Genomic DNA, 12,946 nt, shown 5'->3' on the forward strand with positions numbered 1-12,946 from the left:
AGGTTTGAGTTATAATAGCTCAAGCCTGCCCCTATTCTTTGTATGGATTTTACTATTGAATTACTTATACTACTATTTTTAGTAGCTGTATTAGCAGGATGGATAGATACAATTGCTGGGGGCGGTGGTATGATAACTATCCCGATAATGTTATTAGTAGGTATGTCTCCTTCTGTAGCGATAGCAACTAATAAACTACAAGGGAGTAGCGGAACCCTCATGGCAACAATGATTTTTATTAAGAAGAAAGAAATTAATCTCAAAGATATGCGTTTGACCATCTTAATGACCTTTTTGGGATCCGTTTTCGGTGGATGGCTTGTTTTACAGATACGGGCAGAATATCTAATCATGATATTACCTTTTTTACTTATTATTATTGGTCTTTATTTTCTATTATCTCCAAATATAGCAAATGAAGATCGACCGAGAAAAATAAGTATGTTGTTGTTTGCGTTAACAGTGGCTCCGTTACTTGGATTTTATGATGGTTTCTTCGGCCCTGGAACAGGTAGCTTGATTGCTTTAGCGTTCATTCTTTTATGTGGATATAGTGCTACAAGAGCAACTGCAAATGCTAAGATCTTGAATTTTACAAGTAATTTCGCTGCTTTGTTGTATTTTATTATTTTCGGCCAAATCGATTGGGCAATTGGGTTGATTATGATGCTTGGTCAAATTATAGGATCATATATTGGAGCGAAGATGGTGCTTACAAAAGGGACGTCATTAATACGACCAATAGTGGTTATTGTTTGCTTTGTCATGGCAATTAAAATTTTTTTACAAAATATAAACTAATATATTATTTGTATAGGGGCTAGATTGTTTTTATGCTCTTGTTGCATTATTACGCTATTTAAGTCGAGTTCAAAATTACACAATTTGACTAGTGTAATTTATTGCGTTATGCTTTTTTTATTATAAAAGAAAGGCTTGAAGATAATGATTCGTCGTTTGAGAAAGCTAAAAAATGTAGCAGTCGTAGTAAGCTTCTAAGTAAATAACAAAATATATAATACTTAGAAGCGAGGAATAAAGTTATGAAGGATCCATTATTTAATCATTGGTCAGAAACAAAATATATAAAAGATATAGTAACAAATCCACTCATTGAAGTAGGAGAGTACTCCTATTATTCAGGATATTATGGTCATCAAAATTTTGAAGATGGTTGTGTAAGGTATTTGTGGGGGGATGCTAAGTCACAAGCACTGTTTAATCCAATTGAACAGATGGGATGGCATCTTGATAAACTCATTATTGGGAATTATGTTTGCATTGCAAGTGGAGTAGTCATTTTAATGGGTGGTAACCATAATCATCACTCAGAATGGATTACAGTATATCCATTCGCTGAGCAAATTGAACAATCATATGAAACTAAGGGCGATACAGTCATTAAAAGTGATGCTTGGATTGGAATGAATGCTATAATAATGCCTGGTGTTACTATTGGTGAAGGTGCAATTGTTGCTGCAGGATCTGTCGTAAGTAAAGATGTTCCACCGTATACAATAGTTGGTGGAAATCCTGCTAAGGAAATAAAGAAACGATTCACTGATACAGAAATAAACATGTTAATGGAAATGCGTTGGTTTGATTGGGATAGGAAATTGATCGAGAAGGCAATTCCGCTGTTATCTAGTCCATCCATCGAACCATTATTTGCTTTTTATAAAAATGAAGTAAAAAATAAATAAATCAGTTAGAAAAACTACATTCAGTATAGGGTGTAGTTTTTTTATTACAAAAAACTAATAGTTTAGACTAAAGAAAATTTATCTCTAATATAAGTCTAGCAAATAGCTGAATTGAATAATTAAAATCCTTGATAGCTAATAAACGAATGCTTTGTTACCAGTGTGTCTCGATATTTAATTGGGACACACTGGTTTTATCCCGCTATTTGCCGGGCAGTAAGACCTCCACCTCAAATTTCAGCGAAAGCGAAGAAGTTAGGTGGGGGTCTTACTGCCCGTAAAAGCCCGATTGGTAAGGGCTAATAATTAGTGGGGGATGAACAAAACCCCCACTGATTAAAGTTTCACTTTATTTTTTGTAAATGTGGAACAAATGTATTATTTAGATTGTCTATTAATTGTAATCCTAAAAAATATGAAAGTGCGAATCATTTTAAAAAATATAAGGGGATTAAAAATAAGGATATGCGTGGGAATACAAAGTATCAGGGCACCTAAAAGTGTCAGATGAGATGGTCTATATGAAAGCAATCCTAACGTCTAATATGTATATACAATTTGAGAACACTGTCTATTTTTTTTGAGATTATGTTAGAATAACTCTTTTTTGAGTACAAAGATATTGGAGGTAACAGAAGTGAAAGGTATGTTTTGCAAGAGATTTATTGCAATAGTAACAGTGCTTACACTATTTTTTAGCATGTTCGTTACATTTGGAAGAGCAGCAGCGGAAACAGTTTCTGCTATAGACGTTGAAGCAGGATCAGCAATTTTAATAGAAGCAAATTCCGGAAAAATTTTATATCAAAAAAATGCAGATGAATCATTGGCAATTGCTAGTATGACAAAAATGATGAGCGAATACTTAGTTCATGAAGCGGTAGATAAAGGAAAACTTAAATGGGATCAAAAAGTTAAAATCTCTGAATATGCACATAAGATTTCGCAAGATCGTTCATTATCAAACGTTCCATTAGAAAATGGTGGCTCTTATACGGTAAAAGAGTTATATGAGGCAATGGCAATTTATTCTGCAAATGGTGCAACAATTGCTTTAGTTGAAGAGATTGCTGGTAAAGAGGGCAATTTTGTAAAAATGATGAACGATAAGTCGAAAGAGTTTGGAATGAAAGATTATAAATTTGTAAACTCTACAGGCTTAACAAATCAAGATTTAAAAGGATATCACCTAGAAGGAACAACTCTAGACGAAAAAAATAAAATGTCTGCAAGGGATTGTGCAATTTTAGCACAACGTCTTATTCAAGATTTTCCCCAAATATTGAATACAGCAAAAATTCCTAAAAAAACATTCCAAGAGGGTGGTAAATATCCAATTGATATGGCGAACTTTAACTGGATGTTAAAAGGTTTAATTAAGCAATATGAAGGTGTAGATGGTTTGAAAACAGGAACGACTCCAGAAGCGGGAGATTGTTTCACTGGTACAGTAGAAAGAAATGGTATGCGCCTAATTTCTGTAGTGATAAAAGCAAAATCTCATACGGCCCGTTTTGATGAAACAAAGAAATTATACGATTATGGATTTGCGAATTTTGAAGTGAAGAATGTCTACGGAAAAGATTCAGTAGTAAAAGGACATGAAACGGTACGAGTAGCGAATGCAAAAGAGAAAGATGTAGTAGTTCAAACGAAGCAAGCTGTTTCACTTCCAATGCCGAAGGGCAACAAAGACGGTTATAAAAAAGAATTTAAAGTATCAAATAAAGAACCAGAAGCGCCTATTAAAAAAGGTGTAACAATTAGTAAAATAATTATCTCGCCTAAAGATAATACCGATCCTGGGTTCTTATCAGGTAATTCATTACAAATAGACCTTGTAACAAAATCTGATGTGGAACAAGCAAATTGGTTTACACGTTTTATACGTAAAACTGGATCTTTTTTTAGTGGTATGTGGGATAGTGCGATTGATATAGTAAAAAGCTAATTTTATAGGATACAACTAAATATTAGTTTGAAACAAAAGGTTTCAAAGTATTATAGATTCTTATGTAAATAGTTTGGAATGAAAGATTGTATTACTTTTCAAATTTGGTCCTTCGGAACTTTTGGTATTTCTATCAAGCTAAAATGAATTTGTATCCATATACTCCAAAAACGCTATTCTTTTTGTAGAAATATACAGAAGGGATGGCGTTTATTATGAATCTTTCGATTTAAAGGATTCTGGTGCAAGGTTAGTTTAATAAAGTTACATGATGAAAAACCACCCATTAAAGTTTCACTTTATAAAAATTTAATAAAATCTTTTCTTTGTATTAAATATTTTGTTTTAAATTATGTATATAAAGAAATGGAGGTCAAATTAACTTTGTACTGCTTATATTAGGAATTTAAAGAAACGATATGTACAATTCTCCCACTACATTCGCATAGTGGCCTTTATGAAAAGCAAAATCTACAATTTACAAGGAGAACATTTTATGAGTAAGAGAATAAAAGAATTAGATTCCATACGAGGGTTAGCGGCACTTACTGTGGTATTTGGACATTTTTGTTTAATGCTACCATCGTTGCCTAATTCTATTAAATTTTCCCCGCTTAGGTTTTTATGGGCGGGTGGGGAAGCTGTTATCGTTTTTTATGTATTAAGTGGTTTTGTGTTATCGATGGCACTTTATCATTCAAAAACAAATTATTGGGGATATTTAATTAAGAGATTTGTAAGAATCTATATTCCTTATTATTTTTGGATAATTGTTACCTTTGTTTTATTTATTTTATTTTCGTCGTATGAAGTGGTAGGGCTACGGGATTGGTTCTATGATAGGTGGCAAGGGTCTATAACAAAATTAGATATTCTAAACCACTTTGTGCTTCTTAATAACTTTTTTACGGAAAATTATAATCCAGTTATTTGGTCATTGGCTCAAGAAATGCGTATATCTATTGTATTTCCTTTGTTATTTCTTCTTTTTTATAAACTGAATTGGAAGAAAACGATACTATTTGCTTTGTGCTTTTCTTTAATTAGTGTTTTTCTTAATATGTTGCATATTGGGAAAGCTGAAGGATTTTATAATGGTTATGCTGATACACTCCATTTTACATCTATGTTTATTGTTGGAATGTTACTTTTTAAGTATAAGGAAAAACTTATCTACTCATATAGGAATATGAAAAAAATTAAAAAAGGATTTCTTATTGCATTAGGGATTATTCTGTATTTATATTCCATTTTAATTTATGGTTTTTCCCGTAATGATACTACTTTCTTATTAAAAGATTGGGGTGTCGTAATGGGGGTTAGTATATTTATTATAATGGCTATGAGTAACCTAAAAGTAAAAGCATTTTTAAATAAGAGTGTATTTGTATATTTAGGAGAAATTTCATACAGTATCTATTTGTGTCATTTTCCAATCATGATGGTACTATTTAAACTTTTGTATACAAAGATACCTATCTTTTTCCTTCTTACTTTATGCATTGCAATGACACTACTTTTTTCTATAGTTTCGTATCATTTAATCGAAAAGAAATGTATCAACTGGGCAAAACAAAGAACAAACAATTTTTTGAAAAAAGTATAATTCCTAGAGAGATTTTATTTCTTTAGTAAATATACGAATATGACCGATTCCTAAGTATACTTAGGAATCGGTCAATTTTGGATTCTAAATGTAAATATAATAAAGTGGAATATAATTGAAATTGAAAACCACTTAGAAATAACAATTACGGTGTGAGCTATTGTATAGTATAGATATGTTTAAAAATAAAGGGGGAATACATATGTGGAAGCGATTTTTAGCAATTGGTGATAGTTTTACAGAGGGGATAGGGGATGAAGTTGAGGGAATTGCATTAAAAAGCTGGGTAGATCATTTTGTTCAACTGTGTGAAAACGATATAGAATATGCCAATTTTGCAAAGCGTGGGTTAGTAACTAAAGAAATTCGCTCGCAGCAATTGGAAAAGGCGTTAACTTTTAATCCAGATTTGGTTAGTCTCATTGCAGGGGCAAACGATGTTTTAAAAGGACGTTGGAATCATGATGCATATAAGAACGATATGGAATTTATGATAGATTCATTAAGTAAAGCAGGTGCTGATATTATTATAGCAAACCTTCCAGATTTTACAGTTAGGCTTCCTTTTGCTTCTGAAAAAAAACAAGTAATAAAAGAACAATTATTAGAGGCAAATGAAGTTATACATTCACTGAGCAGAGAGTATAAGCTTCATCATGTTGATTTTTGGAATCATCATTTAGTTAATGACAATATGCTTTGGTCTAAGGATTTAATTCATCCAAACTCAAAAGGATATGTAAAAGTTGCTGAATTAATTTTTAGTAGTTTACCTGTACAGAAGACAAAATAATAGTTTGCAATGTAACGAATATGATATTAAGTGTATGAAGCTATGTTTTTTAGTAAATGGAAAGAACTAAACATTTAGCAAACAAAGCATTTCTACAATATATTTCTACAGTAGTGCACAAATGCAGAATCACAAAGAAAGATCACTTATGGAAATAGGTGGTCTTTAAATGTTTTTATAACTAAATTAGTATATACTGTATTACTAACAATTTCGTACTACATAAAAATTAAGTTCTCTTATAGAAAAACTGATTTTATATTATCTTAAAATATAATAACATGTTCAAATCATATTTTGGGTATGTATCCTAATTGTGAATGATGTGTAATTTTTTTTGAAGTATAAATATCCAATAAATAAAATAGGTAGTAGGTGCAGAAGTATTAATACTATATTATTCAATTCTTGTTATGAGTACATTAGTGATTGGTAGTATTATATTTTTATTATCAAATTTAGTTATTGGAATTAATTTGCATAGAAAATATGTAGGATAAGAAAAAATAAATATACTTTATTGTATATTTATTTTTTTGTTTAGTAGGATTTATGGTCTCTTTAAACTATTATGTTAATAAAATTAAAAAACTTTATTCTTAATATCCCTATGGTTAAAGCTATCTATAAAATGAAAATATAACTAAATAATAGTTTTGTTATGATTTGTGGACTTGGTTTTTTATCCGAATTTTCTGATTCAAATATTTCAACTTTATGAATATAGTAGGTGAAATATTTGTGTGATAGTATTTGAGATAGAAAAAAGCCAACTTTAAAAAGGATGTGAATTGAATGTGCAAACGACTGTAAAGGGTTATATTAAGGCAACGTTTAGCTGTTATTAGTGTAAGGAAAAGATATATTTTGTAACAGTTGATATAAAAATGAAGAAATAGGTATGCCTTCTTTTATCTGACTATTTTAAAGATATAAAAAATAATACTAGTTTGAGTTTTGACGAAGTTAAATTCTAGGTGAGATGTCAATAATGATTAATTAAGTTTAATAAAGAGGTACCTTATACGCAAAAGCGTTTATATTAGTAACCTAAGGAGCTTGCTTTTATGAAAACTACTGATTCAAAAGGCCTATTAGGAAGTAGGGTTTATTTACGAGTTTTCTCTGCCTATTCATTGCTTATGCTTGGTGTTTTTATTGATATGTTAGCGATTATGACTATAGTTGGGTTTGAATGGGAAGTAGATCCTACTATGATTGGATTGATTCCTGTTGCATATGCACTTCCTGGAATTATTTTTGGCTCATGGGCAGGTGTTATTGCAGATCGTTTTAGAAAAATTCCAATTATGATGTTCTGTAATCTAATGGTTGGTCTAATAACAATTGCTCTTTTATTTGTACAAGATATCCACTGGCTCTTAGTGGCATTAATGATTCGTTCCATTTTTATTGTTTTCTATTATCCTGCACAGCAAACACTAACAAGACAGATTGTATCCCCGGACTTGCTTACTAAAGCAGTAAGTATCAACGGAATAGTAGAGCAGGGTACAAAGATAGTAGGCCCACTTATAGGGGGCATGTTGTTGAGCTGGTTTCAACCAGAGTTCTGCCTCATTATAAGAGCTATAAGTTGTTTATTAGCTACTTTAGTTTTGATACCCACAATAAAATTTAAAGAAACTATATCGAAAGAATTTGTTGAAAAGCAAAAACAAAGTACTTGGACCGCTTGGGTACAAGGGTGGGGTTATGTGTTATCTAATCGGATAATATTATCAACCATGATTTTCGTTACAATAGCCATGGCGGTATTACAATTAGTAGACTCACAATTCCCAACTTTATTTAAGAGCTTATTCCCACATGATAAAAGTAAAATGGGATATATCATTTCTATTATTGGTCTTGGCGGAATACTTGGTGCATTACTAACTCAGAAATTAAAACAATTTCAATATGGCTGGGTAGTATGTGGAGGTATGGTTTTAATGGGAATTGGTTTTGGAGGGATTGGTTTGATAACGCCCGGTACGGTCTTCGTTTTAGCCTATTTAATTAGTTTTATCGCTGGTATCGGAAGTGGGCTGATGCTTGTATCTAATCAAGTCATTTTACAAATAGAATCGGATCAAGATCAAGTAGGAAGAGTATTTGGTATACAAAGCAGTTTAACAAACGCAGTTCTAATTATTTCTCCTGCTATGAGTGGTCCATTAGTGCATTTGTTTGGAGTAACTCAACTCTATGTTTATGGAGGGATTGGGCTTGTTATTATTGGAGTAATTGGAGTTTCACTGCAGAAATATTTATGGGCTAAACATAAACACGAACCTATAAGAGCAAATAATTTTTGAAGGGAAGATTTTTATGACCAATGAGGAATGTTATCCATTAAGCCATCCACAGCGAAGAATATGGTATACAGAAGTTATTCATTCTGATAAAGGAATATGTAATTTAAGATTTTTATTTAAACTTCATCGAAAAATGAACTATTCAAAATTAAACCAAGTTGTGAATCGCGTTATCAGTGAAAATGACGGTCTGTGCATTAGGTTAAAAGAAAATGGGCATCAAGAACCTAAACAATATTTTATTAAACATGAAGAACAAGAATTTGAGTTTTTTGATTTCAGTAATGTGGAGAATACAAATTTGCTTGAGGCATGGATTGAGCAGAAAACAAAAGAAACGTTTACATTATTTAATTCGAATTTATACTATTTCGCTTTAATAAAATTAAACGATAATGAATGTGCGGTCTTTGGAAATGTTCATCATATTATTATGGATGGTTTATCAATTCAAATATTTACTGAGCAGATTGCAAAATATTATTATGACATGCATAACGAGAATGAGGAAGGCGAAATTAAAAATTCATATGTTCAATTTCTGACTAATGAACAAACATACTTGAATAGTAGTCGTTTTCAAAAAGATCAAAAATTCTGGTTAGAGGAATTTAAAACACTGCCATCTGTGACCGGGTTGAAGCCTTATAATACGTACCAAGTTAGTACCAAAGCATCACGTGAGACGTTTATATTAACGGAACATTTGAAGAGAAAGATAGAAAAATTTTCTGAAGATTACAAAATTAGTTTATATACTCTTTTTGTTGCTGCTTTCTCGTTGTCCATGTATCGGTGGACCTCATCCCTTGATATTGGTTTAGGAATGGCTTACGGCAACCGTATGACTAAAATGGAACGAAAATTGATTGGAATGATGGTGAGTACAGTTCCTTTAAGAATGGATATTGATCCAGAAGAAGAAGTACTTTCATTTATTAGTAGGGTGTCCAGAAAACAAAGTAAATCATTAAGACACCAGAAATATCCATTTGATTTGTTATTAAAGCAGATTAATAAAGAGAGTAACAGTAATGTGAGACTTTTCGGAACTACGATTGATTATAGGAATCGTGATGAAAGTGGTGACTCACTATGGATTCCAAACCGTGAAGAAGTACAAGATTTTGCAGTGCATATTGAAAATCTAATTGATATAGACTCTTTACATGTACATATTGATTATCGTGAGGAGCTATTTTCTAAGGAAGAGATAGAACGATTCTTTAACGTTATGCTAGTGATACTGGAAAATATTTTTGAAAACCCAAAGCAGAAGGTGGCTGAAATAGAAATCATTTCTGAGGAAGATAAAAGAAAAAGTTTAGTTGAGTTCAACAATCCTAAACTGGATGTCCCGCCTCAAGTAACTATTCATGAAATGTTCGAACGGCAAGCGATGATTTATCCAAATGCTATTGCAGTTACGTATGAAAAAGAAAAAATTACTTATAAGGAGCTTAATGAACGTGCAAACCAGTTAGCTCATTATCTGCAGAAAAAAGGAGTAGGACCTGATACTTTAGTTGGACTGTGCGTTGAACGTTCCCACGAGATGATTGTAGGTATTTTAGGGATTTTGAAGGCTGGTGGGGCTTATGTCCCACTTGATCCAACATATCCAGAGCAACGACTTCAATATATTTTAGAAGATGCTAGCATTCAGTTATTCGTAACGCAAGAAAGTTTAAAAGAATTGAACTGGTTACCAGAAAATGTTGAGTCGATTTGCCTGGATCGTGATCAAGATGAGATTGGGAAAGAAAGTAAGACTTTGCCGGTTTCTAGTGTCGGTCCCCAAAATTTGGCATATGTAATCTATACTTCGGGATCAACGGGAAATCCAAAGGGCGTTATGATAGAGCATCACAATGTCATTCGGTTATTTAAATCGACGGATTGTTGGTATCAGTTTAATGAAAAAGATACTTGGACGCTTTTTCATTCGTATGCATTTGATTTCTCAGTATGGGAAATTTGGGGAGCATTATTATATGGTGGAAAATTAGTTGTTGTTCCGTACTGGATTAGTCGATCACCTAAGGATTTTTATCAATTATTGGTGGAGGAAGAAGTCACAGTTCTAAATCAGACACCTTCCGCATTTCGACAATTAATACAAGTGTGTGAACAAGAAGATAAGAATAAAAATTTGCAGCTGCGTTATGTCATATTTGGCGGAGAAGCGTTAGAACCTACTAGCTTGTTACCGTGGTTTCAAAGGTATGGGGAGAAAAACCCACAGTTAATTAATATGTATGGAATTACAGAAACTACAGTTCATGTTACATATTATCCAATTACTTTAGATGATGTGCAGCAGGCTTCAAGAAGTAATATTGGAAAGCGGATTCCCGATTTAGAAGTGTATATACTAGACGCTTATCAACAACCTGTTCCTATAGGTGTTGATGGTGAACTTTATATTGGCGGGGCAGGGCTTGCACGTGGGTATTTAAATAGACCTGAATTAACAGCAGAGCGTTTTATATCTCATCCATTTAGTAGTGATCTGAAAGCAAGATTATACCGGACAGGAGACTTAGCGAGGTATTTGCCAGATGGGAATCTAGATTATCGTGGAAGAATTGATCATCAGGTTAAAATACGTGGTTTCCGAATTGAGATTGGGGAAATTGAGTCTACTTTACATACATATGCATATGTAAAAGAGGTAGTTGTAATTGTAAGAGAAGATCAGCCAGGCGATAAACGATTAGTAGCATATGTTGTAGGAGATGGAAATGTAGATGCGTGGAGAGAGTATCTTAAAGCGAAACTACCAAGTTATATGGTTCCTTCGGGATTTGTGGCGATGGAAGCTATTCCACTTACAGCTAACGGTAAAGTTGATCGTGAGGCCTTACCTATGCCGGAGGAAACGCAGATTAATAGTGAATGTGTTGGCCCTCGGAATAGTAACGAACAGATACTAACTACCATTTGGAAGAGAGTATTAGGTGTTAAAAAGGTGGGAATCTATGATAATTTCTTTGAAATTGGTGGCGACTCGATTCTCAGTATTCAAATCATATCTCAAGCAAGTCAAGTGGGGTTAAAACTTACTCCAAAGCAAATGTTTGAATGCCCAACTATCGCTGAGCTGGCACAAGTGGCTATAGAAACGCAGGGAGTACAAGCGGAGCAGGGAATTGTGATAGGTGATGTGCCTCTTACTCCAATTCAGTGCTGGTTCTTCGAGCAAGAACATCCACATACAGAGCATTGGAATCAATCAATGCTTTTAAGAGTAAAAGAAAGATTGGATGTGAAATTACTAGAGGGAGCGATATTAAATTTACTGAAACATCATGATGCTTTACGTTTCCGGTACGAACAGTTACCAAACGGAACATGGAGGCAGAGAAATGAAGGGACTGATGAGCTGTCAGTACTCCATGTTGTAAAACGGAATCAAGTTAATGAAAAAGAGTGGAATACAATAATACAAGAAGAGATGAACATTAATCAAGCTAGTTTCAATTTAGTTACTGGTCCGTTAATGAGAGTAGTGTACTTTGAAGATAACTTGACTGAAAATGATCGAATATTCTGGGTGATACATCATTTAGTAGTAGATGGAGTATCATGGAGGATTCTATTGGAAGATTTACAGACGGTATATAACCAGATGAAACAAGGTCAAGAAGTTCGCTTACCTGCGAAAAGTACAGCTTTTAAAGATTGGTCTGAACGACTCCAGACGTACAGTGATTCAGGTATTTCGAAAGAAGTACAAGATTATTGGAATGAACAAGTAGAAAAAGAAACGATGAAAATTCCAATGGACTATCCAATACAAGAAACGACAGAAGAATTGATTGATCAAGTGACGAGGACTTTAGGAATAGAAGAAACACATGAATTGTTACACGAAGTTCCAGTAACTCATAAGACAAGGATTGATGAGGTACTATTAACGGCATTAGGACAAGCTATCGTCGATTGTACAAATCAGCAAACGGTTTCTATTCATCTAGAAGGACACGGAAGAGAAGAGGTAATTGAAGGTATTGATTTATCAAGGACAGTGGGCTGGTTCACGAGTATTTATCCCGTTCATCTCAATTTTCAAGGCACTCAAACACCTATTGAAGGGTTAAAGGCAGTCAAAGAGCAATTGCGTCGAATCCCAAATCGCGGAGTTGACTATGGTATTTTACGTTACTTGAATAAAGGATTACTTCCGTTTTATCAGCAAAATCCTTCAATAAGTTTTAACTATTTGGGCCAATTTGATCAGGTTTTCTCAAGAGAATCTTTGTTTATGCAAGAGACAGGATTTACATTTTTAGATCATGCTCCAGATTCCAAACCATCTCATCTAATTGATGTTATCGGAATGGTGAAAGATGAAAAGTTACATTTTGTTTGGATGTATAGTAGAGAACAGTTTTCTAAATTAAAAATTCAATTGATAGCAGATGGTATGTTGAGGCATCTTCGTCAACTTATAAATAAACCAACAACAGAGTCTGCTTTTACGGTATCAGATTTTGCTGATGCAGAGGATCTTACGGAAGAAAGCTTGAGCAAAGTATTACTTAAATTAAAAAAGAAGAGGGTGTAAAA

At 33.1% G+C, this 12,946-nt stretch carries 7 protein-coding genes; all 7 read left to right on the forward strand.

Annotated elements, in window-relative coordinates:
* Positions 1-42 precede the first annotated feature (42 nt).
* Positions 43-801 carry a TSUP family transporter gene (locus tag C4S65_RS15040; protein WP_098838678.1) on the forward strand — a complete coding sequence of 253 codons (759 nt, stop codon included), beginning with the start codon at positions 43-45 and terminating at the stop codon, positions 799-801.
* A gap of 242 nt (positions 802-1,043) precedes the next feature.
* Entirely contained in the window at positions 1,044-1,703 is a 660-nt protein-coding gene (locus tag C4S65_RS15045; protein WP_097888721.1) for a CatB-related O-acetyltransferase, read from the forward strand.
* Between the two features lie 637 nt (positions 1,704-2,340).
* The gene (locus tag C4S65_RS15050) at positions 2,341-3,654 is read left to right on the forward strand and encodes a D-alanyl-D-alanine carboxypeptidase family protein (RefSeq protein ID WP_000677656.1); all 1,314 of its coding nucleotides are present in this window, start codon (positions 2,341-2,343) and stop codon (positions 3,652-3,654) included.
* A 457-nt stretch (positions 3,655-4,111) separates the two neighbouring features.
* Positions 4,112-5,260, forward strand: a complete 1,149-nt coding sequence (locus tag C4S65_RS15055; protein WP_086406426.1) for an acyltransferase — start codon at positions 4,112-4,114, stop codon at positions 5,258-5,260.
* Between the two features lie 202 nt (positions 5,261-5,462).
* A complete protein-coding gene (locus tag C4S65_RS15060; protein WP_061667589.1) occupies positions 5,463-6,053 on the forward strand; it encodes an SGNH/GDSL hydrolase family protein in 591 nt (196 codons plus the stop codon).
* A gap of 1,067 nt (positions 6,054-7,120) precedes the next feature.
* Positions 7,121-8,374 (forward strand): MFS transporter, encoded by a 1,254-nt coding sequence (locus C4S65_RS15065; protein WP_097888720.1) that lies wholly within the window; start codon positions 7,121-7,123, stop codon positions 8,372-8,374.
* Between the two features lie 13 nt (positions 8,375-8,387).
* A complete protein-coding gene (locus tag C4S65_RS15070; RefSeq protein WP_097960422.1) occupies positions 8,388-12,944 on the forward strand; it encodes a non-ribosomal peptide synthetase in 4,557 nt (1,518 codons plus the stop codon).
* Positions 12,945-12,946: the final 2 nt, after the last annotated feature.

It is taken from the genome of Bacillus sp. ok061, from assembly GCF_900108285.1.
Taxonomy (GTDB): domain Bacteria; phylum Bacillota; class Bacilli; order Bacillales; family Bacillaceae_G; genus Bacillus_A; species Bacillus_A thuringiensis_S.